The 22,936-nt window shown below is 75.6% G+C and carries 20 protein-coding genes; 12 read left to right on the top strand and 8 right to left on the bottom strand.

From position 1 onward, the window contains the following. Nucleotides 1-1,066 (top strand): LCP family protein (locus AAHH18_RS09790; protein WP_343301472.1); only part of this gene is annotated, 1,066 nt, incomplete at its 5' end. On the opposite strand, the gene AAHH18_RS09795 is transcribed toward AAHH18_RS09790, so the two are convergent. The 3 genes from AAHH18_RS09795 to AAHH18_RS09805 form a co-directional block, all read right to left on the bottom strand. Further along, nucleotides 988-2,217 (bottom strand): acyltransferase family protein, encoded by a 1,230-nt coding sequence (locus AAHH18_RS09795; RefSeq protein WP_343301473.1) that lies wholly within the window; start codon nucleotides 2,215-2,217, stop codon nucleotides 988-990. The genes AAHH18_RS09790 and AAHH18_RS09795 overlap by 79 nt on opposite strands. Nucleotides 2,218-2,343: 126 nt before the next feature. After that, nucleotides 2,344-2,883 carry a 5-(carboxyamino)imidazole ribonucleotide mutase gene (gene purE, locus AAHH18_RS09800; RefSeq protein WP_343301474.1) on the bottom strand — a complete coding sequence of 180 codons (540 nt, stop codon included), beginning with the start codon at nucleotides 2,881-2,883 and terminating at the stop codon, nucleotides 2,344-2,346. A 42-nt stretch (nucleotides 2,884-2,925) separates the two neighbouring features. After that, nucleotides 2,926-4,089, bottom strand: coding sequence for a 5-(carboxyamino)imidazole ribonucleotide synthase (locus tag AAHH18_RS09805; RefSeq protein WP_343301475.1), 1,164 nt, complete (start codon nucleotides 4,087-4,089; stop codon nucleotides 2,926-2,928). Nucleotides 4,090-4,226: 137 nt separating this feature from the next. Between AAHH18_RS09805 and AAHH18_RS09810 the strand changes: the two genes are divergently transcribed. Next, complete coding sequence (locus AAHH18_RS09810) at nucleotides 4,227-4,829, top strand: GtrA family protein (RefSeq protein WP_343301476.1); 603 nt, start codon at nucleotides 4,227-4,229, stop codon at nucleotides 4,827-4,829. Between the two features lie 8 nt (nucleotides 4,830-4,837). Here the strand turns inward: AAHH18_RS09810 and AAHH18_RS09815 are convergent, their stop codons facing one another. The 3 genes from AAHH18_RS09815 to AAHH18_RS09825 all read right to left on the bottom strand — a co-directional run bounded on the left by AAHH18_RS09815 (nucleotide 4,838) and on the right by AAHH18_RS09825 (nucleotide 8,296). Then, entirely contained in the window at nucleotides 4,838-6,067 is a 1,230-nt protein-coding gene (locus AAHH18_RS09815; protein ID WP_343301477.1) for a hypothetical protein, read from the bottom strand. A 201-nt stretch (nucleotides 6,068-6,268) separates the two neighbouring features. Beyond that, the gene (locus tag AAHH18_RS09820; RefSeq protein WP_343301478.1) at nucleotides 6,269-7,600 is read right to left on the bottom strand and encodes an ATP-binding protein; all 1,332 of its coding nucleotides are present in this window, start codon (nucleotides 7,598-7,600) and stop codon (nucleotides 6,269-6,271) included. 3 nt (nucleotides 7,601-7,603) lie between these two features. Continuing rightward, nucleotides 7,604-8,296, bottom strand: coding sequence for a response regulator transcription factor (locus tag AAHH18_RS09825; protein ID WP_283319687.1), 693 nt, complete (start codon nucleotides 8,294-8,296; stop codon nucleotides 7,604-7,606). Between the two features lie 157 nt (nucleotides 8,297-8,453). Here AAHH18_RS09825 and AAHH18_RS09830 point away from each other — a divergent pair, with 157 nt between their 5' ends. From AAHH18_RS09830 to AAHH18_RS09845, 4 genes are all read left to right on the top strand, one after another. Continuing rightward, the gene (locus AAHH18_RS09830) at nucleotides 8,454-9,743 is read left to right on the top strand and encodes a sensor histidine kinase (protein ID WP_283319686.1); all 1,290 of its coding nucleotides are present in this window, start codon (nucleotides 8,454-8,456) and stop codon (nucleotides 9,741-9,743) included. Nucleotides 9,744-9,753: 10 nt separating this feature from the next. Further along, nucleotides 9,754-10,467 (top strand): response regulator transcription factor, encoded by a 714-nt coding sequence (locus AAHH18_RS09835; protein ID WP_343301479.1) that lies wholly within the window; start codon nucleotides 9,754-9,756, stop codon nucleotides 10,465-10,467. Between the two features lie 154 nt (nucleotides 10,468-10,621). After that, a complete protein-coding gene (locus AAHH18_RS09840; RefSeq protein ID WP_459349111.1) occupies nucleotides 10,622-11,434 on the top strand; it encodes an ABC transporter ATP-binding protein in 813 nt (270 codons plus the stop codon). Beyond that, complete coding sequence (locus AAHH18_RS09845; protein WP_343301536.1) at nucleotides 11,434-14,109, top strand: ABC transporter permease; 2,676 nt, start codon at nucleotides 11,434-11,436, stop codon at nucleotides 14,107-14,109. The genes AAHH18_RS09840 and AAHH18_RS09845 overlap by 1 nt, the downstream gene beginning before the upstream one ends. 155 nt (nucleotides 14,110-14,264) lie before the next feature. Here the strand turns inward: AAHH18_RS09845 and AAHH18_RS09850 are convergent, their stop codons facing one another. Continuing rightward, nucleotides 14,265-14,687 (bottom strand): hypothetical protein, encoded by a 423-nt coding sequence (locus AAHH18_RS09850; protein WP_343301480.1) that lies wholly within the window; start codon nucleotides 14,685-14,687, stop codon nucleotides 14,265-14,267. A gap of 641 nt (nucleotides 14,688-15,328) precedes the next feature. Here AAHH18_RS09850 and AAHH18_RS09855 point away from each other — a divergent pair. Then, on the top strand, nucleotides 15,329-15,577 hold the full coding sequence (locus tag AAHH18_RS09855) for a WhiB family transcriptional regulator (RefSeq protein WP_122151410.1): 249 nt from the start codon (nucleotides 15,329-15,331) through the stop codon (nucleotides 15,575-15,577). Nucleotides 15,578-15,980: 403 nt separating this feature from the next. On the opposite strand, the gene AAHH18_RS09860 is transcribed toward AAHH18_RS09855, so the two are convergent. After that, nucleotides 15,981-17,465, bottom strand: a complete 1,485-nt coding sequence (locus tag AAHH18_RS09860; RefSeq protein ID WP_283319683.1) for a sensor histidine kinase — start codon at nucleotides 17,463-17,465, stop codon at nucleotides 15,981-15,983. Nucleotides 17,466-17,585: 120 nt separating this feature from the next. Here AAHH18_RS09860 and AAHH18_RS09865 point away from each other — a divergent pair, with 120 nt between their 5' ends. The 5 genes from AAHH18_RS09865 (at nucleotide 17,586) to AAHH18_RS09885 (ending at nucleotide 22,911) form a co-directional block, all read left to right on the top strand. After that, entirely contained in the window at nucleotides 17,586-18,092 is a 507-nt protein-coding gene (locus AAHH18_RS09865; RefSeq protein ID WP_283319682.1) for a DUF2505 domain-containing protein, read from the top strand. Between the two features lie 240 nt (nucleotides 18,093-18,332). Further along, nucleotides 18,333-19,625 (top strand): ABC transporter substrate-binding protein, encoded by a 1,293-nt coding sequence (locus AAHH18_RS09870; protein ID WP_283319681.1) that lies wholly within the window; start codon nucleotides 18,333-18,335, stop codon nucleotides 19,623-19,625. A gap of 118 nt (nucleotides 19,626-19,743) precedes the next feature. Then, entirely contained in the window at nucleotides 19,744-20,841 is a 1,098-nt protein-coding gene (locus tag AAHH18_RS09875) for a carbohydrate ABC transporter permease (RefSeq protein WP_283319680.1), read from the top strand. Beyond that, nucleotides 20,838-21,767 carry a carbohydrate ABC transporter permease gene (locus AAHH18_RS09880; protein WP_343301481.1) on the top strand — a complete coding sequence of 310 codons (930 nt, stop codon included), beginning with the start codon at nucleotides 20,838-20,840 and terminating at the stop codon, nucleotides 21,765-21,767. The genes AAHH18_RS09875 and AAHH18_RS09880 overlap by 4 nt, the downstream gene beginning before the upstream one ends. Before the next feature lie 112 nt (nucleotides 21,768-21,879). Next, a complete protein-coding gene (locus tag AAHH18_RS09885; protein WP_283319678.1) occupies nucleotides 21,880-22,911 on the top strand; it encodes a LacI family DNA-binding transcriptional regulator in 1,032 nt (343 codons plus the stop codon). Nucleotides 22,912-22,936 lie beyond the last annotated feature (25 nt).

Raw genomic sequence — 22,936 nt, forward strand, 5'->3', positions numbered from 1 at the left:
CGCCCGTCCCGCGGGGTCGGCCGGCCGCGTCGGCCCCGCCGGTCCCGGTGCGCCCGGTCCCGGTGCGCCCGGACCCGCCGCCCCGCCGGCACCCCGCCGCCGGCGCCGCGGCCGCGTGATCGCCCTCGTCACGGTCCTCGTGCTGCTGCTGCTCGTCGCCTGGCCGGTCGGGCTCGTCCTGTGGGCCAACGGCAAGGTCCAGCACGTCGACGCGCTGTCCGGCGCGGCCGGCACGCCGGGCGCCACCTACCTGCTGTCGGGCTCGGACTCCCGCGAGGACGGCGTGATCGAGGACACCGAGACCGTCGGCGCCCGCACGGACACGATCCTGCTGCTGCAGGTGCCGGAGTCCGGGCCGGCCGCGCTGATCTCGCTCCCCCGCGACACATACGTCGAGATCCCCGGTCACGGCCCGAGCAAGCTCAACGCGGCGTTCTCCTGGGGCGGTGCGCCGCTGCTGGTGCAGACCGTCGAGCAGCTCACCGGCCTGACGGTCGACCACTACGTCGAGGTCGGGTTCGGCGGGGTCGAGCAGCTCGTCGACGCCGTCGGCGGCGTGGAGCTGTGCCTGGACGGCAGCACCGGCATCACGTTCCCGGTCAACGAGCCCAAGTCCGGCCTCGTCTGGGACGCGCCCGGCTGCAAGACCGTCGACGGCGTGCAGGCCCTCGCGTTCTCCCGGATGCGCTACGCGGACCCGTCCGGCGACATCGGCCGCGGGATGCGCCAGCGGCAGCTCATCTCGGCCGTCGCGTCGAAGGCGGAGGACCCCGCGCTGCTGCTCCAGCCGGGCAAGCAGGTCGCGCTCGTCGACGCCGGGACCGGCGCGCTCACCGCGAGCGAGGGCACCGACGTGGTCGACCTGGGCCGGCTCGCGCTGGCGTTCCGCTCGGCGTCGGGGCCCGACGGGATCACCGGCACGCCGCCCATCGCGAGCATGGACTACCGGCCCGGGGGCATCGGCTCGACCGTGCTGCTCGACCCGGATCAGACCCCGGCGTTCTTCGCCGGCATCCGCGACGGCTCCCTGCCGCCCGGCGTCGTCGGCGGCGTGCCGGGCTCGTAGCGGGCCCGCACCGCCGCGGCGGCGGCCACCGCGCGGTCCCGCAGCCGCTCGCACGCCACGGTGGTGGCCCGGCGCAGGCGCGGGCCGAACGGCTTCTCCACGAACCGGTGCACGAGCCACGCGAGGACGAGCGACAGCGCGGTCGCCGCCGCGAGCACGACCCACACCGGGACCCGCCCGGACAGCAGGTGCACCACCCAGAGCCCCCAGTACTCGTGCGTCAGGTACAGCGGGTACGTGAGCGCCCCGGCCGCGGTCAGCCCGGCCCACCGCCACCGGGCGGCGGGCGTCAGCGACACCAGCGCGACCAGCGCGACGCAGCCGAGCAGCGACGCCGTCAGCAGGGCCGGCCGCGGCGCGACCACCGAGTTCTCGCCGAGCGAGGCCATGCGCGCCGGGACCAGCGCCGCGGTGGCCAGGGCGGCGTTGCCCGCGACCAGCAGCCACGGCACCAGCGCGTGGCCCGTGCGGTGGATCACGTACAGCACCATCCCGGCGGCGAAGAGCGGCGCGTACGGCGCGACCAGCCACACGACCGCGTCCGTGAGGCCCGCCACCCGGGCCAGCAGGGCGGCCGCCGGCCACAGCGCCGCGAACCACAGCACCCGGCGGCGGGTGATCCCGAACGCGGCGAACAGCGCGATCAGCAGGTAGAACCGCAGCTCCACCCAGAGCGTCCAGTAGACGCCGTCGACGTGGTTGACGTCGACCAGGCTCTGCAGCAGCGTGAGGTTCACCAGCACCTGGTCGCCGGTGACCTCCTTGCCGGGCCAGATCAGCAGCAGCAGCGCCCCGGTGGCCAGGACCGCGACCCAGTACGCCGGGTACAGGCGACCGACGCGGGACCCGACGATGTCCGGCACCGAGCGACCCCACGCCGTCATGAGGATGACGAACCCGCTGATCACGAAGAACAGCTCCGGGCCCAGCGACGCGTAGACCGCCCACGACGACACCGCGGGCGCCACCTCGGCGAGGTCCCGGCCCCAGGCGTCGGTCTGCCGGGTCGTGAAGTGGTACGCCAGCACCCCGACGGCGGCGAGGAACCGCAGGCCGTCGAGCGCGGCGAGGCGCGGCCCGCGCCCGGGGGCGGCGGGCGACGGGTCGGCGGTGGCGGGGAGGTGGCTCCGGGCCGGCGCGGTGGTCGTCACCCGCTCGACGCTAAGCGGGCCCCGCGACGTCCGCCTGTCGAGCGGGCGTGGTCCCGGACGTCTCGACGAGACCTTCACGGGGCCTGACGGCGGCCCCCGCGCGACCCCCGCGCGCTCCCGCGCCGGTCAGCCCCCGAAGCCCACGGCCGGCCGGCGCCCGTCGCCGTGCTGGGCGCGCAGCCGCTCCCCCTTGGCGTCGGCCTGCGCCCGCAGGTCGTCCTGGAACGCCCGCATGGCGGCGGCGACCCTGCGGGCGGTGTCGTCCGTGCCGGACCCGATGATGCGCGCCGCGAGCAGGCCGGCGTTGCGCGCACCCCCGATGGAGACGGTCGCGACCGGCACGCCCGCGGGCATCTGGACGATCGACAGCAGCGAGTCCAGCCCGTCCAGCCGGGAGAGCGGCACCGGCACCCCGACCACCGGCAGCGGCGTCACGGCGGCGAGCATGCCCGGCAGGTGGGCGGCGCCGCCCGCCCCGGCGACGACGACCCGCAGGCCGCGGTCCGCCGCCCCGCGGCCGTACGCGACCATCTTGTCCGGCTGGCGGTGGGCCGACACGACGTCGACCTCCACCGGCACCTCGAGCTCCGCGAGCGCCTGCGCCGCGGCCTCCATGACGGGCCAGTCCGAGTCCGAGCCCATGACGATGCCGACGAGCGGGTCCATCTCCACCTCCGGGGTGCTGCTGCGGGTCGGGTTCGCGGGACGTCAGGCGGTGTCGCCGCGCAGCACGGCTGCGGCGGCGGCGGCCCGGCGGCGGACGTCGTCCAGGTCGTCGCCGGTCACCGTGACGTGGCCGAGCTTGCGGCCGGGGCGCACGCCCTTGCCGTACAGGTGCACCTTGGCGCCCGGGTCGAGCGCGGCGACCGCGGCCAGCCCGTCGGTGAGCGCCTCCCGGCTGCTGCCGAGGACGTTCGCCATGACGGTCCAGGGCGCGCGGGCGTCCGTGGACCCGAGCGGCAGGTCGAGGACCGCGCGCAGGTGCTGCTCGAACTGGCTCGTGACGGCGCCGTCGATCGTCCAGTGCCCGGAGTTGTGCGGGCGCATCGCGAGCTCGTTCACCAGCACCCGCGGGGCGCCGCCGTCGGGGTCCGGCACCTCGAACAGCTCGACGGCGAGCACGCCCGTGACGTCCAGCCCCTCGGCCACCGCGCGGGCGATGCCCTCGGCCCGGGCGGCGGTGCGCGGGTCCAGGCCCGGCGCCGGCGCGACCACCTCGGAGCAGACCCCGTCGACCTGCACCGACTCGACGACCGGCCACGTGCGGACCTCGCCGGACGGCGAGCGGGCGACGAGGGCGGCCAGCTCGCGCGTGAAGGGCACCCGCTCCTCCGCGAGCAGCGGCGCTCCGGTGCCGTCGGCCGCGGCGGACAGCCAGTCGTCCGCCCCGCCGGCGTCGCGCACCACCCGCACGCCCTTGCCGTCGTAGCCGCCGCGCGCGGTCTTCACGACGGCCGTGCCGTCACCCGCCGCGAGGAACGCCGCCAGGTCCTCGCGGGAGCCCACGGCCGCCCAGCGCGGGCACGGCACGCCGAGGGCCGTCAGCCGGGTCCGCATGACGATCTTGTCCTGCGCGTGCACCAGCGCGTCCGGCCCGGGCCGCACCGCGACGCCTCGGTCCACGAGCTCCGTGAGCAGCCCGCCGGGCACGTGCTCGTGCTCGAAGGTCAGGGCGTCCGCCCCCACGACCAGCGCCTCGACGGCCACCGGGTCCGCGGCCGCGCCCACCGGGGCGTCCACGACCACCTGGGCCGCCGACGACGCGGCGTCCTCGACCAGCACCCGCAGGTGGAGCCCCAACGAGGTCGCCGCCGGCGCCATCATGCGCGCGAGCTGACCGCCACCGACCACTGCCACCACGGGTGCTGCCACGAGCGTGGAGCCTAACCGACCCGCGGCCGGCGGTCCCCGCGCGACCACCGCCGGGTGGGACCGCCCGGCACGCCGGGCGGGTCGTTCCGCCCACCGACGCACAGCGAGCCCCCAGCCGCGGGGACTACCGTGTCCCGGTGACCTCCTCCAGCGCGCCGGGCCTCGTGGCGCCCCGGCACGCACCCGGGGGCAGCAGCCGGCGCGACGGCCTGCGGGCGCGGGCGCTGGAGCTCGCGCGGTTCGGGTCGGTGGGCACGGTGGCGTTCGTCGTGGACATGGGCACGTACAACCTGCTGCGCTTCGGCCCGGTCGACCTGCTGCACGGCAAGCCGCTCACCGCGCGCATCGTGGCGGTGCTGCTCGCGACGCTCGTGTCCTGGGTCGGCAGCCGGCACTGGACGTTCGCCGACCAGCGCACCGCCCGGCGCGGCCGGGAGTTCGTGCTGTTCGCGCTCATCAACGTGGTCGGCATCGGGCTGACCGTCGGCTCGCTGGCGTTCTCGCACTACGTGCTGGGGTTCACCGGCCCGTTCGCCGACAACGTGGCGAACGTCGCCGGCATCGTGCTCGGCACCATCGGGCGGTACGTCGGCTACAAGCTCTTCGTGTTCACGGGCACGGCGACCCTCCCGGTCGCGCTCGCCGAGGTGGGGCACGAGGCGCGCGAGCACGAGCACCACGCCGTGCCGCTCGGCACGGTGCCGTACCCGCGCACCGGCCGGGACGCCGAACCCGCGTAGGCGGGGCGTCACGCCCCGGCGACCGGCTCCGCCCCCGCGGCGCGGTCGCCTCCCCCGGCTCCCCCGGCGACCGGACCGGCTGCCGCGGGACGGTCGTCTCCCCCGTCGCCCGGTCGCGCCGGGCCGCGTCCCCGCAGCGCCCGCAGCGCCCGCCCCGCCCTGCCGCCCCGCGCCGCGAGGCCCACCGCGCCCGCGGCGGCGACGACCACCGCGGCGGCGAGCACGCGCAGCAGCGCCGCCCGCAGACCGGACAGCACCTGGTCGTAGACGACGACGGCGACGTCCGGGCGCTGCACCGCGGGCGGCAGCGACCCGGCGTACCAGGACCGCCCGGCCACCAGCGCGACGAGCAGGAGCGCGACCGCACCCGCGACGGCCAGGCCCACGACGGCCAGCGCCCGCACCCGGTCCCGGGCGAGCGCGACCGCACCCGCGAGCAGGGCCACCGCCGCCCACGGGGACCACGTCGCCGCGGCGTCGAGCGCCCGGTACGCCTCCTGGGCGCGCACCAGGTCCGCGCTGCGCAGCACGGCGAACGTCGCGTCGACCGCCGGGAGCCGGTCGACCACCGCGAACCCCGCGGCGGACAGGCGCCGGCGGACCGCGTCGACGACGCCGCCGAGGTCGACCGTCAGCGTGCCGTCGGCGTCGATGCGCGCGAGGGCCCCCGGGTCGCCGCGCAGCACCGCCGCGAGCTGCCGGTGCACCTCCCGGTTCGCCGTCGTCCACACCGTGGCGAACGCGTCGGAGTCGACGACCCGGCCGACCACCCCGCGGACGTAGCCGGTGGCCGCGTCCACCAGCGGCCCGCGCAGCGACTCCACCGCCTCGGACGCGCGCGGGGGGAGGTCCAGGGCGGCGATCGCGGACGTCGCGTCCGCGGCCAGCCGCTCGAGGCGCAGCCCGTCGACCACGGCGGCCGTCACGCGGTCGGTCACCGCCTCCCGGACCTGCGGGTCCTCGGCGAGCGGGCCGACGGCCGCGAGGTACCGGTCGGTGTCGGCGACGAGTCCGCGCCCCCAGGACGCCGCCAAGGCCACGGGCGCGAGCAGGGCACCCAGCACCACCAGCACCACGGCGGCCGCCGCCCGCGCCCGCGGGGCACGGCGCCGGGCGCCGGGGGCGGGCGCGTCGGGAGCGCGCCCGTCGGGAGCGCGCCCGTCGGGGGCGGGCGCGTCGGGAGCGGACGCGTCCGGGCCGCGCCCGTCCTCGTCCCGACCCCGCACGGCAGACGCCACCGGCCACCGCTCCCGTCCGGGCGGCCCGCCGGACGCCCACCGCGCCCGGCCGCACGCCTCACCGGCGAACCTACGCGCCCCCGGCACCCCGGCGGCACCCCCTCGCGCAGGGACGCGCGCACCCGCGGCGGCCGCGCGGGCCTCCCCGAGCGGCTGCCCTCCCGAGCGGACGCCCCGCGCGGGAGAACCCGGCCCGGGACCTCAGCCCCGGCGCCGCCGCCGCGACCCGTCGACGCGCGGCGAGATGACGGACCCGCGCGGCAGCACCACGTCCGGCGCCATCATCGCGGGCAGACCGGTGAGGAACAGCGCGAACACCGCGGGCCGGCGCTGCGCGAGCTCCAGGCGCGCGCCGTCGGCGGACGCCAGGTCGCGGGCCAGCGCGAGCCCGAGCCCGGTGCCCTTGCCGGAGGTCACCTCGCGCTCGAAGATCCGCGGCGCGAGCTCGTCGGGCACGCCCTCGCCCTCGTCGCCGACCTCGACGACCACCGCACGGGAGGCCCCCGGGCGCGACCGGACGGTCGTCGTCCCTCCCCCGTGCCGCAGGGAGTTCTCGATGAGCGTCGCCAGCACCTGCGCCAGCGCCCCCGGCGTCGCCAGCACCTGCGCGGCCGGGTCGACGTCGACGACGAGCCGGCGCCCCTCGGCCTCGAAGGTGGGCCGCCACTCCTCCTCCTGCTGGTGCACCACGTCCACCAGCCGCACCGCCTCGGTGGTCCCCCCCTGCGCGCGCCGCGAGCGGGTCAGCAGGTCGTCGACGACCGTCACGAGCCGCTCGACCTGCTCCAGCGAGATGCGGGCCTCCTCCCGCACGGCGGGGTCGTCCGAGGCGAGCGTGATCTCCTCCAGGCGCATCGACAGCGCCGTGAGCGGCGTGCGGAGCTGGTGCGAGGCGTCGGACGCGAACTGCCGCTCCGCGGCGAGCCGGCCGGCCATCCGGTCGGCGCTGCGGGCGAGCTCGGCGGCGACCAGGTCGATCTCCTCGACGCCCGACGGCTCGAGCTGCGGGCGCACCTGGCCGGACCCGAGCTGCTCGGCGGACGCCGCGAGGTACACCAGCGGGGCCGCGAGCCGGTTCGCCTGCCAGATCGCCATCGCGATCCCCGCCGCGAACGCGACGACCGCGGCGGCCACCACGAGCCCCATGATCTGCGCGCTCATGAGGAAGATGTCCCACCAGGGGGCGTACATCGTGATCCGCGCGCCCGACGTCGACGTCTCCGTGATGGTGATGGTGCGCTCGGGCACCTCCGGGCCGGCCTGGTACCGCGCGCCGTCCTCCGCGACGACGAAGATGCTGACGGGGATGCCGCCGCCCCGCTCCACGTACGGCCCCAGCATGTCGTCGGACAGCGGCGCGCCCTCCTGGACGCGGTTGTCGATCGACCGCGCGAGGTCGGACGCGCGCGTCTCGAGGGACCCGATCTCGTTGTCGCGGACGTACTGCGCGCCGAGGAACGCGAGCGGGAACCCGAGCAGCACCACCGCCACCGTGACGGCGGCGATCGTGGCCTGCAGGACACGGCGGCGCACGGGTCAGCCCCGGGTGCCCTCGCCGGACTCGAACCGGAAGCCCATCCCCCGCACCGTGCTGATGTACCGCGGGGCGCTCGCGTCGTCCCCGAGCTTGCGGCGCAGCCACGACACGTGCATGTCGAGCGTCTTGGTCGACCCCGTCGGGTCGGACCCCCACACCTCGCGCATGAGCGTCTCGCGGGCGACCACGGTGCCCGCCGCGCCGACCAGCACGCGCAGCAGGTCGAACTCCTTCGCGGTGAGGTGCAGCTCGCGCTCGCCCTGGAACGCCCGGTGCGCGGCGACGTCCACGCGCACGTCCTGCGAGCGCAGCTCGTCCTCGTCGGGCGCGTCGCCGCCGGTGCGCCGCAGCAGGGCGCGCACGCGGGCCAGCAGCTCGGCGAGCCGGAACGGCTTCGTGACGTAGTCGTCCGCGCCGGCGTCCAGCCCCACCACGAGGTCGACCTCGTCCGCGCGGGCCGTCAGCACGAGCACCGGGGTGGTGAGCCCCTGGTTCCGGATCGCCCGGGCGACGTCGAGCCCGTCCATGTCCGGGAGGCCGAGGTCCAGCACGACGAGGTCCGCCTCGCTCGCGCGGTCGATCGCACCCTGCCCGGTGCCCTGCACCCGGACGTCGTAGCCCTCACGCCCGAGGGCCCGCGCCAAAGGCTCGGCAATCGCGGGATCGTCCTCGGCCAGCAGCACCTGGGTCATTCCGCCATGTTAGGTCACGGAACGGTCGAGGGCGTGGTGCACACGGGTCACGATCCGGTCGAGCCTGCTCTGTCCGCCCGCGGAGGGACGCCGACCGGGACCTCGGTCCGCCCCCGGGGGCACGCGGACGCCGCCGGGCCGCCCCTACGCTGGCGCGATGACCTGGTGGGAGCGCCTCACGCGGTGGGAGCACCGCCACCGCCTCGGCATCGACCTGACCCTCACGGTGGCGACCGGCCTGTTCGTCATCCCGCTCTCCGCGGCCGCGTCCGAGAGCGGCGGGACGGGGTTCGCGGCGGGGCTGGTGTGGTCCTGCCTGCTGTGGGCGCCGCTCGCGTGGCGCCGCCGCAGCCCGGTCGCGTCCGTGGTCGCGGTCTACGCCGCCGGACTGGCGCACCTCGTGCTGGGCACGCCGTCGTTCCTCATCGCGGACCTCGCCGTCCTCGTCGCCCTCTACTCGGTCACGGTGCACGGCCCGCGCTGGGCGCACCGCACCGCGATCGTCTCGGCGATCGTGGGGAGCCTGGTCCTGGCCTGCACGATGGCCCTGCAGTACGCCTGGGCCAGCGACCCCGCGCAGCTCGCGGGCAGCGCGCTGCTCATGTGGGTGTTCTGCTCGGCGTGCGCGGTGGCGACGTGGGCGTTCGGGCTCATGCGGCGCTCCCGGCGGGAGACGATCGCCGCGCTGCGGGACCGCGCGGAGCGCCTGGAGCTCGAGCGCGACCAGCAGGCACGCATCGCGACCGCAGCCGAGCGCACCCGCATCGCCCGCGAGATGCACGACATCGTCGCGCACTCGCTGTCGGTCGTGGTCGCGCAGGCGGACGGCGGCCGGTACGCCGCCGCCGGCGACCCGGAGGCCGCCACGCGGGCGCTCGCCACGATCGCGGAGACCGGGCGGGCGGCGCTGGCGGACATGCGCCGGCTGCTCGGGGTGCTGCGGGAGCCGGACGCGGCGGGCGGCGCGGCGGGCACGGCACCGGGCACGACGACGGCGGGGGGCGCGCCGTACACCCCGCAGCCCGCCGCCGAGGACGTCGAGCAGCTCGTCGAGCAGGTGCGCGCCTCGGGGGTGCGCGCCTCGCTCGTCCGGATGGGCACGGCCCGGCCGCTGCCGCCGGGCATCGGCCTGACCGTGTACCGGATCTGCCAGGAGGCGCTGACGAACGTGCTCAAGCACGCCGGGCCGGACCCGGCCGTCACCGTGCTCGTGCAGTGGCAGCCCGCCGCGCTCGTCCTCGAGGTCACCGACGACGGCCGGGGCGCCGCGGCCGACTCCGACGGCGCCGGCCAGGGGCTGCTCGGCATGCGGGAGCGGGCCACCATGGTCGGTGGCCGGCTCAGCGCCGGACCGCGACCGGGCGGCGGGTTCCGGGTGCGCGCCGAGCTGCCGCTGCCCGGCGCCCCGGCGTCCGGGCCGTCCGGGCCGGCCGGCGCCGCGGCCTAGGCTGACCGCCATGACCGAGACGATCCGCGTCGGCGTGGTGGACGACCAGCAGCTCGTGCGGGCGGGGTTCCGGCTCGTCATCGACTCGCAGCCCGACCTGTCCGTGGTGCTGGAGGCCGGCGACGGCGCCCAGGCCGTGCAGGCCCTGACGCCCGGGACGTCGCAGTCCCGCCTCGTCGGGCCCGTCGACGTCGTGCTGATGGACGTCCGCATGCCCACGCTCGACGGGCTCGCCGCCACCGAGCGCATCGTCGCCGCCGGCACGCCCGACCACCCCGCGCCGCGCATCATCGTGCTCACGACGTTCGACCTCGACGAGTACGTGATGTCCGCCATCCGCGCCGGCGCGAGCGGGTTCCTGCTGAAGGACGCGCCGCCGGAGGACATGCTGACGGCCATCCGCACCGTGCACGCCGGGGACGCCGTCATCGCGCCGTCGTCCACGCGCCGCCTGCTCGAGCACCTCGTCACCGCGCTGCCCGCCGAGCACCCGCGGTCGGAGGCGGCGGACGAGGCGCTGGCGTCGCTGACCGAGCGGGAGCGCGAGGTGCTCGTCCTCATGGCGCGCGGGCGGTCGAACACCGAGATCGGGCAGGACCTCTACGTCGCCGAGGCGACCGTGAAGACCCACGTCGGACGGATCCTCGCCAAGCTCGGGGCGCGCGACCGGGTGCAGGCCGTCGTGCTGGCGTACGAGACCGGGCTGGTCGTCCCCGGGGCCTGACGGGCCGCGCCCGCCGCTCCCGCCCCGGTGGGGCCCGCCGGGCCGGGGTCCGACCCCGGGATGACGCCGGGTCCGGACCGGAGGTGGACGACGGCGGGGTGGCCGGCTCCGTAGCGTCGAGGGCATCAGCCAGTCGACCACCAGGAGCACCACCGTGGACCCGATCCAGCCCGCCCCCGCCGCACCGCCGGCACCGTCCGCCACCTCGGCCGCCGTGCGCGCCCGCGCCCTCACCAAGGTCTACGGCCGCGGCGAGGCGTCCGTCCGCGCCCTCGCCGGCGTCGACGTGGACTTCGCCGCCGGCGAGTTCACCGCGATCATGGGGCCCTCCGGCTCCGGCAAGTCGACGCTGATGCACGTGCTCGCCGGCCTCGACGCCGCGACCTCCGGATCGGCGTTCCTCGGGCCCACCGACGTGACGACCCTCGACGACGACTCCCTCACGCGCCTGCGCCGCGACCGCGTCGGGTTCGTGTTCCAGTCGTTCAACCTGCTGCCGATGTTCACGGCCGAGCAGAACATCCTGCTGCCGCTCGAGCTCGCCGGCGCGGCCGTCGACCGGGCCTGGTTCGATACCCTCGTCGCCACGCTCGGCCTCGGCCAGCGCCTCACGCACCGCCCGTCGGAGCTGTCCGGCGGCCAGCAGCAGCGCGTCGCGATCGCCCGCGCCCTCATCGCCAAGCCCGAGGTCGTCTTCGCGGACGAGCCCACCGGCAACCTCGACTCCCGTGCCGGTGCCGAGGTGCTGAGCTTCCTGCGCCGCTCCGTCCGCGAGCTCGGGCGCACCGTCATCATGGTCACGCACGACCCGACGGCCGCCGCCTACGCCGACCGCGTGGTGATGCTGGCCGACGGGCGCATCGCGGGCGACATCGTCGACCCCACCCCCGAGGCCGTCCTCACCGGGCTCGACGCCCTGCGCCAGCTCGAGGTCTCCGAGGTCGGCGCGGCGAAGGCGGGTGCGTGATGTGGCGGCTGACGCTGGCGCAGATGCGCCGCTCGCTCGGCCGGCTCACGGCCGCGGGGATCGCCGTCGCGATCGGCACCGCGTTCGTCGCCGCGACGCTGCTCGCCGGTGACGTCATGCAGCGCATCTCGTACGACTCGATCACCGCCTCGTACGGGAAGGCCGACCTGATCGCCGTCTCGTCCGGCACCGTCACCGACGCGGACGTCGACGCGGTGCGCGGCCTCCAGGGCGTGTCGGCCGCCGACCCCCGCGTCGTCGTGCCCTCCGTCGAGCTGTCCTCCGGGGACAAGGTCATCACGCAGGCTCTCGTCCCGGTGCCGGGTGACGAGGCGTTCGACACCCAGCACGTCACGCAGGGCGCGCTGCCCGCGGGCGACGGCCAGATCACCCTCCCGGAGCGGGCCGCCGAGCGGCTCGGCGTCGCGGTGGGCGACGAGGTGACCGTCGGGTCGTACGTGTGGGAGTCGGGCGACGCGGGCGGTGACGACGCGGGGGCCGCGGACGACGCGGCCGCGGGCGACGGCACGTCCGCCGACGACACCGGCACCGTCCGGAAGCAGACCGAGCAGGTCACGGTCGTCGGCCTGACCACCGACCCGACGTCCGCCTGGGCGGAGTACGGCGGCGTCGCGATGTCGACCACCACGGACGCCCTGCGCTGGTCCGGCGCGGCGACCGGCCCGGGCGTCCCGACGATCGCGGACCTCGGCGTCGACCAGCTGCTGCTGGCGCTCGACCCGGCAGCGGACACCGAGACGGTGCGGCAGTCCGTCGCCGACGTGCTCGGCACGGGCTCCTCGGACGCCGTCGTGCTGACGCGCGACGAGGCCGCCGAGCGCTCGATCTCCGGGGACTCGACCGGCCCCGTGGTGGTCGTGGTGCTCGCGTTCGCGGCGGTCGCGATGATCGTCGCGGGCCTGGTCATCGCGAACACGTTCCAGGTGCTGGTCGCGCAGCGCACCCGCATGCTGGCGCTGCTGCGCTGCGTCGGGGCCGTCCGGTCGCAGGTGCGGCGGTCGGTGCTGCTCGAGGCCGCGCTGCTCGGCCTGGTCGCCTCCGTGGCGGGCACGCTGCTCGGCACGCTCCTCGTCCAGGTCGCGCTCTGGATCATGCAGGGCGCCGACCTGCCGTTCCCGGTGCCGGCCGCCGTGCACGTCACGCCCGCCGCGGTGCTCGCGCCCCTCGCCGTCGGCGTGCTGGTGACGGTCCTGGCCGCGCTCACGCCGGCCCGGGTCGCGACCCGCGTCGCCCCGATCGCCGCGCTGCGCCCGGCCGACGCCCCGGCGGCGGGCAGCCGCGCCGGCCGCGTCCGGCTCGTGCTGAGCCTGCTGCTGGTCGTGGGCGGCGTGGCGCTGCTCGCGGGCGGTCTTGCCCTGTCCCGGGTGAACGTGGCCGCGGCCGTGGGCGTCGCGATCCTCGGCGGCCTGCTGTCGTTCGTCGGGCTGCTCGTGGGGGCGGTGTTCTGGATGCCGCGCGTGGTCGCGGCCACCGGCCGGCTGGCCGGGCGCGCGGGGATGCCCGCGCGGCTCGCCGCCGCGAACACGGGGCGCAACCCGGCGCGCACCGCCGCCACCAGCACCGCGCTGCTCATCGGCGTGACGCTCGTCGCGATGATGAGCACCGGCGCCGCCACGGCGCGCGCCACCCTCGACGGCGAGCTCGACACCCGGTTCCCGGTCGACCTCCAGGTCTCCGCACCGACGACGGTCGACTCCGAGGGCCGCAGCGTCGACGAGCCGCTGCCCGCGGGGACGGCCGACCGGATCGCCGGCGTCGACGGCGTCGAGGCGGTCGCGGTCGTGCGGCGCGACGACGTCGTGGTGGGCGACGGCACCGGCACGTTCGCGGGCGCCCTCGCCGTCGCGGGCGACCAGGCGTCCACGGTCATGCGCAACCCCGAGGTCGCCGCGGCGCTGTCGGACGACACGGTCGTGATGGGCTCGACCCTCGCGGGGGCGGCCGGCGTGAGCGACGGCGACGAGGTCCCGGTGACCCTCGCGGACGACAGCACCGGCGAGGCCGCCTCGGGGTCGACCCCCGTGACGCTCACCGCACGCGTCGTCGACTTCGACGACTGGTCCGTGATCGTGACCCCGGCGGCGCTCGAGCGGCTCGGGTCGTCGGGGTCGCCGAGCACCGCGTGGGTGCGCGTCGCCGACGTCGACGACTCCGGCTACGTCGTCCAGGAGGTCGAGGACCTCACCGAGGACACCGCGCTCGACATCTCGGGAGCCGCCGTCGAGCGCGCGCTCTACCAGCGGGCCATCGACACGGTGCTCGCGGTCGTCGTCGGGCTGCTCGCCGTCGCGGTCGTCATCGCCCTCATCGGCGTCACGAACACCCTGTCGCTCTCGGTGATCGAGCGGCGGCGGGAGTCGGCGACGCTCCGGGCGCTCGGCCTCACGCGCCGGCAGCTGCGGGCCTCCATGGCCGTCGAGGGCGCGCTGATCGCCGGGGTCGGCGCCGTGGTCGGCGTGCTGCTCGGTCTCGCGTACGGCTGGCTCGGGTCCACCGCGGTGCTCGCGGACTTCGCGGACCTCGAGCTGCGCGTCCCGTGGTCCGACCTCGGGATCGTGCTCGGCATCGCCGTGGTGGCCGGGGTGCTCGCCTCGGTGCTGCCGGCGCGCAACGCCGCCCGGACCCCGCCGGTCGCGGCGCTCGGCGTGGAGTGAGCACGCCCGGCCGCGACCAGCGGCCGGGGCAGGCGGGCGGGCCCGTCCGGCACAGGTCGCCGGGCGGGCCCTCCCGCGTCGAGCGACGGGCGGCTGTCCCGTCGCGTGCCGGGCGGGCCTTCCCGCGACGCGCGCCGGGGCGGGCGGTCGCCGCGTCAGGTGCGGTCGCCGGCCGTCCAGGCCACGACCGCGGGCAGTACGAGCAGGACACCCGTCGCACCCGCGACCGCGAGCACGACGACCGACCAGGCGGCGAGCTCCACGCCGACCCAGCCGACCGCCAGGACGACCAGCAGGATCTGCACCGTCATCACCGGGGCGCGGCCCCAGCGCCGACCCCGCAGCAGCCCGACGGCCGCACCCGCGAGCACCGCGGCGATCCCGGCCGCCAGCACCGCCATGAACACGACCGGCCCGGGCATCGAGGTGCCCCGCACCAGCGCGACCAGCAGGGCGACGGTCGCGACGGCGAGGGCCAGCGCCTGCAGCAGCACCAGGGCGGTCACGGCACGGACGGCGGCCGGGGCGCGGCCCGGGGACGGTCGCTCGGGGACGGGGGCGGGCCGCGGGGTGGTCACGACGCGACCCTACGACGGCCGCGGGCCCGCCGAGGCGCCGTCGTGACACCGCGCGGGGGCGCGCGACGACGTCGCGCGCCCCCGCGCGGCCGGTCGGGTGTCGGCGCGTGCGGGCGGGCGACGACGTCGCGCGGGCGCACCGCCGGTCGGGTGACGCCGCGCCGGGCCGGCGTGCGACGGCGGGCGCGACCCGGCGTCCGCGGCGCCCCGGCGTCCGCAGCGCCCCGGCGGGCTCCCGCCGTCGCCGGTACGAAGGTCCTGGTCACGGCGGCGCCCGGCACCCGGGTGAATCGCCCGTGCATCGGTGCAGGTCCGCACCGCGCGCCCCGCCGGGAAGGGACGTTGGTCCCGGCATCCGGTCCCGGTTGGCGTCGAGCGGCACGGAGGGAGTAGCGTGCCGCCCAAGCGTCCAGGATCCACACAGGTGTGACCGACGCCTCATCTGTTACGCGCCAGAAACCTGCGCGTAACCCCTTGTGCGCTGCCCGTCGCCATGTGAATCTTGTGCGCAGCAGTTCGAATCCGAGCGCCGACGCTCACGCCGCCCCCCGCGAAAGCTCGTGCGTCGACGTGTGCTCTGCGCCCCTTCCGTGCCACCCAGCCCCCTGGTCGTGGCCCGCCCCTGTGCTGAGGAGTGTTCGATGGATTGGCGCCACCGCGCAGCATGTCTGACCGAGGACCCGGAGCTGTTCTTCCCGATCGGCAACACCGGCCCGGCCCTGCTGCAGATCGAGGAGGCCAAGGCCGTGTGCCGCCGCTGCGACGTGGTGGACACCTGCCTGAAGTGGGCGCTGGAGTCCGGCCAGGACGCCGGCGTCTGGGGCGGCCTCTCCGAGGACGAGCGCCGCGCCCTCAAGCGCCGCACCGCGCGCCAGCGCCGCGCAGGCTGATCTCGCGCCACGCGCGACCGACGCCCGCCACCCCGTCCGGGGCGGCGGGCGTCGTCGCGTCCGGCGACGGGCCGGGCGCCCGCCCCGCACGTCTAGGGCACGGCCGCTCGCCGACCGGCAGCCCCGGAACCCGCCGAACGCACCCCGGCAACCCGACCGCCCTCGGCGAGAGGCCAGCAAGCGGGGCTCGCCCCTCGTCCGGACGCCCTCCTCGTGGCCTCTCGCCGACCAGGGCCCCGAACGGTCCGAACGCACCCCCGCAACCCCACCGCCCTCGGCGAGAGGCCAGCAACCGGGACTCGCGCCTCGTCCGGACGCCCTTCTCGTGGCCTCTCGCCGACCGGGGTCGGGCGTCGCGGGTCGGGCGTCGCGGGCGTGCGTCGCGGAGGGCGTGCGTCGCGGGTCAGGCGACCGTGTTGGGTTCCCGGCCCGGGGCCCGCAGGTGCGCGCGCAGCACGACCTCCGTGCCGCCGCCCGCGCGCGGCGCCCACGCGATCGACCCGCGCAGCTCGTTGGTCACCAGCGTCGAGACGATCTGCGTCCCCAGCCCGGTGCCCGCGCCGGCGTCGGCGGGGATGCCGGCGCCGTCGTCCGCGACCGTGACGGTCAGGTCGTCCTCGAGCCGCTCGGCCGTGACCTCCACCGACCCGGACTCCCGCCCGGCGAGCCCGTGCTCGACGGCGTTCGTGACCAGCTCGGTGAGCACGAGGGCGAGCGCCGTGGCGTCCTCCGCGGACACCGGCCCGAACGTCCCGCGCACGACGGTGCGGACGGACGCGCCGGCGGACGCCACGTCGGCGGCGAGCCGCAGCGACCGCCCGACGAGCTCGTCGAACACGACGGTCTCGTCCAGGGTCTGCGACAGCGTCTCGTGCACCAGCGCGATGGTCGCCACGCGGCGCATCGCCTCCTCGAGGGCCGCGCGCGCCTCGGGGACGTCCATGCGGCGGGCCTGCAGGCGCAGCAGCGCGGCGACGGTCTGCAGGTTGTTCTTCACGCGGTGGTGGATCTCGCGGATCGTCGCGTCCTTGGTGATGAGCTCGCGCTCCCGCCGGCGCAGCTCGGACACGTCGCGGCAGAGCAGCACCGCGCCGATGCGCTCGCCCTCCTCCGTCAGCGGGACGGCGCGCAGGGACAGCGCGACGCCGTGCGCCTCGATGTCGGTGCGCCACGGCGCGCGGCCCATGAGCACGAGCGGCATGGACTCGTCGACCGTCGACTCCTGCTCGACGAGGTCGGCGACCAGCTCGACGAGCGAGCGACCCACGAGGTCGTCCATGGCGCCGAACCGGTGGAAGCAGGACAGCGCGTTGGGGCTGGCGTACAGGACCTCGCCCTCGGAGTTGAGCCGGACGAGGCCGTCGGCCACGCGGGGTGCGCCCCGGCGCGGACCGGTCGCGGCGTCGAGCATCGGGAACTCGCCGCGCGCGATCATGCCCATGATGTCGTCGGCGGCCTCGACGTAGTTCAGCTCCAGTCGGCTGGGGGTGCGCGCGCCGCCGAGGTTGGTCTGCCGGGCGATCACGGCGATCGCGCGGCCGTCGCGCACGACCGGCACGGCCTCCTCGCGCACGGCGTACGAGCCGAACCACCGGGGCTCGCGGGACCGCTGCGCGCGAACCTCCGTCAGGGAGCGCTCGAGCTGCGGGCGCTGCCCGTCCGGCGGGCGGGAGCCGACGACGTCGTCGTAGTGCACGGTCGCGCCGGTGCTGGGCCGGCACTGGGCGATCGCGACGAAGTCGTCGTCGTCCGTCGGCAGCCACAGCACGAGGTCGGCGAACGCGAGGTCGGAGATGACCTGCCAGTCGCCGACCAGCAGGTGGAGCCACTCGAGGTCCGCGGCGTCGAGGTGGGCGTGGCGCTGCGCGAGCTCGCTCAGGGTGGACACCGGCCCAGCCTAAGTCGACGTCCGCCCGCGCTCCGCGCCGCGTCCGGCCTCCGGCGCGGATAAAGTCGGTGGACCCGCACCCCCGCGCCGCCGCGCCGCCCCCGGAAGGACCCGACGCCCGTGCACCTCCAGGTCACCCTCTCCGTCCCGACGGACCCCCGGACGGCCGGCACGATGCTGGCCGACCCGGACTACGTGCGCGCGAAGGTGCGCGCCAGCGGCGCGGACGACCTGCACGTCGACGTCACCCCGGGCGACGCGGGTGCGTTCACGGTGACGACCCGGCGCGCGCTGCCGACCGACCTCATCCCGCCGAACATCCGGGCGTTCGTCGGCTCGACGCTGGAGGTCCGCCAGGCCGAGGCGTGGGAGGGCCCGCAGGAGGACGGTGCCCGGCGCGGGACCGTGGCGGTGGAGATCGCGGGTGCGCCGGTGCGGCTGACGGGCACCGTGGCGCTGACGGGCGGCCCGGGGGGCTCGACGATCACGTACGAGGGCGAGCTCAAGGCGCACGTGCCGCTGTTCGGGGCGACCGTGGAGCAGGCCGCGGCGGGTGCCGTGCGCGGCGCGCTGGAGGCCGAGGAGGCTGTCGCCCGGGCGTGGGTCGAGGACAGCGCACAGGCGTAACGATTCCGTAACGCGTCGACGCCCTCCAGTCCGCTGACCTGCGCGAACGCGCCCGTGGGACCGCTTCCACGCCCGTTCGGCGGCATCGCGGCTTGACTTCGGCCGAGCGGTGCGGCGAGAGTGCGTGGCAGGTCGTGAGAGCGCTCCCGCAGTGCGGTTTGGGAACGCTTCCACGCCGGACGTCGACGACGGCGTCCACCACGACGGCGAGGCCGCCGTCCGACTGACGAGGGAGTCACAGTGCGCAGGAGCACGCGCAAGACCTGGATGGCCGTGGCCGGAGCGACGGGCATCGCCCTGCTCGCGACGGCGTGCGGCGGCGGTTCGTCCGACGACAACGCCGGCGACGACGGTGGCAAGATCACGCTGACGATCTCCACCTTCAACCAGTTCGGTTACGAGGACCTGCTCGAGCAGTACCAGGACGAGCACCCGAACATCACGATCGAGCACAACAAGTTCGCGAAGTCGGACGACGCCAAGGAGCAGTTCCAGACCGCGCTCGGCGCGGGTTCCGGCCTGGCCGACGTCGTCGCGGCCGAGGTCGACTGGATGCCGCAGATCCTGCAGTACTCCGACCAGTTCTCGGACCTCAACTCCGACTCCGTCGAGGGCCGCTGGAACGCGTGGACCACCGACCAGGCCACCGACTCCGAGGGCCGCCTGCTCGGCTACCCGACGGACATCGGCCCCGAGGCGATCGCCTACCGCGCCGACCTGTTCGAGGCCGCCGGCCTGCCGACGGACCGCGAGGAGGTCGCCGAGCTGTTCGGCGGCGAGAACGCGACCTGGGACGACTTCTTCGAGGTCGGCGACAAGTTCATGGCCGCCGGCACGGGCCCGAAGTTCTTCGACTCCGCCGACGCGCTCGCCCAGGGCATGATCAACCAGATCAAGGCCCCGTTCGAGGACCCGGAGACCGGTGAGATCACCGCGCTCGACAACCCCGAGATCCGCGACATGTACGACACGATCCTGTCGCACGAGGACCAGTCGGCCGGCCTCAAGCAGTGGGAGGAGGACTGGACGAACTCCTTCCAGAACGACGGCTTCGCGGTGGCGCTCGCCCCGGCGTGGTTCCTCGGCAACATCGAGGGCAACGCGTCCGGCGTCGAGGGCTGGGACATCGCCGACGTCTTCCCCGGCGGCGGTGGCAACTGGGGCGGTTCGTTCCTGACGGTCCCGACGATGTCGCAGCACCAGGAGGAGGCCAAGGCGCTCGCCGACTGGCTGACCGCCCCGGAGCAGCAGCTCAAGGCGTTCGCCGTCAACGGCAACTTCCCGAGCCAGATCGAGGCCCAGCAGTCCGACGAGCTCCAGGGCATGACCCGCGAGTTCTTCAACGACGCGCCCACCGGCAAGATCTACACGAACCGTGCCGCGGCCATCTCCACCCAGCCGTTCAAGGGTGAGAACTACTTCACGGTCCGCACCGGCCTGTCCGACGCGTTCAACCGCGTCGACGTCGACAAGTCGATGACCCCCGACGAGTCCTGGAAGGGCTTCGAGGAGGCGGTCGCCGCCATCGGCTGACCCCCACCGGACCGGACCGCCGGGGACTGAGCTCCCCGGCGGTCCGGTCCGCCCGGTGCGGGCAGAGTCCGCCGCACCCGCACCGCCCGACCCGCCTCGTCCCGCACGAAGGAACTCCATGGCCACGCAGACGGCGCCCCCGAAGGGCGCGGCTCCGAGCACCGACGACCGCCCGCACCGCAAGATCGGCTTCCGCCAGACGCTGGGCCGGTGGGACGTGAAGGTCTCGCCCTACCTGTACATCTCGCCGTTCTTCCTGCTGTTCGCGGTCGTCGGCCTGTTCCCGCTGCTGTACACCGCGTGGGTCTCGCTGCACGACTGGAGCCTCATCGGCGGCCAGGGCGACTTCGTCGGGCTCGACAACTTCACGTTCGTGCTCGGGCAGGCGTTCTTCTGGAAGGCCCTGCGCAACACCATCAGCATCTTCCTGCTGTCCACCGTCCCGCAGATCATCGTGGCGCTGGTCATCGCGGCCATGCTCGACGCGAACCTGCGGTCCAAGACGTTCTGGCGCATGGGCGTCCTGCTGCCGTACGTCGTCGCCCCGGTCGCCGTCGGCCTGGTGTTCTCGAAGATGTTCGCCGACGGCTCCGGCATGATCAACACGATGCTCGGCTACATCGGCATCGACCCGATCGGCTGGCACAAGGACGCGTTCCCCGCGCACATCGCGATCGCGTCGATGGTGAACTTCCGCTGGACCGGCTACAACGCGCTCATCCTGCTGGCCGCGATGCAGGCCATCCCGCGCGACCTGTACGAGGCCGCCACCATCGACGGCGCCACCCGGGTGCGGCAGTTCTTCTCGATCACCCTGCCGATGGTCCGCCCGACCATGATCTTCGTGATCCTCACGTCGACCATCGGCGGCCTGCAGATCTTCGACGAGCCGCGCATGTACGACCAGACCGGCCTCGGCGGGTCGAACGGCCAGTGGAAGACCGTGACGCTGTACCTGTACGAGCTGGGCTGGAACAAGCAGCAGCTCGGACGGGCAGCCGCGGTCGCCTGGCTGCTGTTCCTCGTGATCATCGTGTTCGCCCTGGTGAACAACTGGCTGACACGGAAGATCTCGTCCGCCGACGACATGAGCCGGGCGGCGAAGGCCGCACGCAAGCAGAGCCGCAGGAACGCGCGCACGCTCGAGCGGTCGATGAGGCGGACGTCCGACTCCGCCGTCACCGCCGCCGCCCCGACCGAGGTGAACCCCCGATGAGCACCCCCTCCATCCCCGTCATCGAGCAGACCGCCGGCAGGGCCGCGGCCCGCGCGGCCCGCCGCAACGCCGGCCGCAAGCGCGGCGGAGGCCACGGCGGCGCCGACCGCCGGCCCGGGTGGCTGACGTACACGATCCTGTCCGTCTTCATCCTGGTCTCGGCCTACCCGCTGTACTTCACGTTCCTGCTGGCGTCCTCCACCTCGGCGGACGTCGCGCAGAACCCGGTGCCGTCGCTGATCCCCGGCGGCGAGTTCCTCACGAACCTGCAGCGCGTCTTCGACGCCGACATCGACCTGGTGCGGGCGACCGGCAACTCGCTGATCGTCGCGCTCGTGACCAGCGCCTCCGTGGTGTTCTTCTCGACGCTGGCCGGCTACTCGTTCGCGAAGCTGCGGTTCCGCGGGCGCGGCCCGCTGCTGGTGTTCGTCATCGCCACGATGGCCGTCCCGACGCAGCTCGGCGTCGTGCCGCTGTACATCGTCATGCGGCAGCTCGGCCTGACCGGCAACCTGCTGGCGGTCATCCTGCCGGCGCTGGTCACGGCGTTCGGCGTGTTCTGGATGACCCAGTACCTCGACTCCGCGCTCCCCTACGAGCTCATCGAGGCCGCGCGCGTCGACGGGGCGTCGATGTTCCGCACGTTCTGGTCGATCGCGCTGCCGGCCGCCCGGCCCGCCGCCTCGATGCTCGCGCTGTTCACCTTCATCACGTCGTGGACCAACTTCTTCTGGCCCTCGATCGTGCTGGGCACCCAGAACCCCACGCTGCCGGTGGCGCTGAAGCTGCTGCAGGCCGGGTTCTTCCAGGACATGCCGCTGATCATGGCGGGTGTCGTGCTGTCCATCATCCCGCTGCTGGTGCTGTTCCTCGTGGCGGGCCGCCAGCTCGTCGCCGGCATCATGGCCGGAGCCGTCAAGGGCTGACGCTACGCTTCCGCGCGGGGACCGGAACCGGTCCCCGCGCTGGGGGGCGCGCCCGTCCGCCGGTGCCCCGCGCGCCGGCCAGCCCGTCGTCAAGGCAAGGGGGCGATCCACCGTGGTCGACCAGTCAGCCATCCCCGTCGCGACCCACCCGGCGCCCACGCTGGAGCAGGTCGCCGAACGCGCCGGCGTCTCCCGGTCCACCGCCTCGCGGGCCATCAACGGCGGCCTGCGGGTCTCGCCGGAGGCCATGGAGTCCGTGGCGGCCGCCGTCGCCGACCTCGGCTACACGCCGAACCGCGCCGCCCGCTCGCTCGTGACCCGCCGCACCGACTCCGTCGCGCTGGTCGTCCCGGAGCCCGACGAGCGCGTGCTGTCCGACCCGTTCTTCGCGGGCGTGCTCAACGGCGTCTCCTCGGCGCTCGCCGACTCCGACCTGCAGCTGCTGCTGCTCATCGCCCGGCCCGGCGACTCCGAGCGCACCATCCGCTACCTGCGCGCCGGGCACGTCGACGGGGCGATCGTCGTCTCGCACCACCGCGACGACTCGATCGACCGGGCGCTGCAGGACTCGCGGCTGCCCAACGTGTTCATCGGCCGGCCGCTGACCGAGCGGCGCTCGGCGTTCGTCGACACCGACAACGTCCGCGGCGGCAGGATCGCCACGGAGCACCTCATCGCCCTCGGCCGGCGCCGCATCGGGACCATCACGGGCCCCGCCGACATGTCCGCCGGCCTCGACCGCCTCGCGGGCTGGCGGCAGGCGCTCGCCGCCGCGGGGCTCCCGGCCGACGCCGTGGTCAGCGGGGACTTCACGATCGAGGGCGGTGCCGCCGGCGCGCGCGAGCTGCTCGCCCGGTACCCCGACGTCGACGCCGTCTTCGTGGCGTCCGACCTCATGGCCGCGGGCGCGCTGCCCGTGCTCGCCGAGCTCGGGCGCGAGGTCCCGGGGGACGTCGCGATCGTGGGCTACGACAACTCGGGGCTCGCGTCGACCACGAAGCCGAACCTGACGACCGTGGTGCAGCCGATCATCGCGATGGCGCGCGCCGCGGGCGAGGAGCTCGTCGCGCAGCTCCACGGCCGCGCGGCGCGGACGGAGCCGCTGATCTTCGCGCCGGAGCTCGTCGTCCGCGGCTCGGCCTGAGGCACGGGCGCGGGGCGCGGCGCCG

It is taken from the genome of Cellulomonas olei, assembly GCF_039548315.1.
GTDB lineage: Bacteria > Actinomycetota > Actinomycetes > Actinomycetales > Cellulomonadaceae > Cellulomonas.

Bases quoted from the DNA above. Each gene is read 5' to 3' on its own strand.
- purE (WP_343301474.1), bottom strand. From the start codon at position 2,883: ATGGACCCGCTCGTCGGCATCGTCATGGGCTCGGACTCGGACTGGCCC.
- AAHH18_RS09825 (WP_283319687.1), bottom strand. From the start codon at position 8,296: ATGACCCAGGTGCTGCTGGCCGAGGACGATCCCGCGATTGCCGAGCCT.
- AAHH18_RS09830 (WP_283319686.1), top strand. From the start codon at position 8,454: ATGACCTGGTGGGAGCGCCTCACGCGGTGGGAGCACCGCCACCGCCTC.
- AAHH18_RS09835 (WP_343301479.1), top strand. From the start codon at position 9,754: ATGACCGAGACGATCCGCGTCGGCGTGGTGGACGACCAGCAGCTCGTG.
- AAHH18_RS09845 (WP_343301536.1), top strand. From the start codon at position 11,434: ATGTGGCGGCTGACGCTGGCGCAGATGCGCCGCTCGCTCGGCCGGCTC.
- AAHH18_RS09855 (WP_122151410.1), top strand. From the start codon at position 15,329: ATGGATTGGCGCCACCGCGCAGCATGTCTGACCGAGGACCCGGAGCTG.
- AAHH18_RS09875 (WP_283319680.1), top strand. From the start codon at position 19,744: ATGGCCACGCAGACGGCGCCCCCGAAGGGCGCGGCTCCGAGCACCGAC.
- AAHH18_RS09880 (WP_343301481.1), top strand. From the start codon at position 20,838: ATGAGCACCCCCTCCATCCCCGTCATCGAGCAGACCGCCGGCAGGGCC.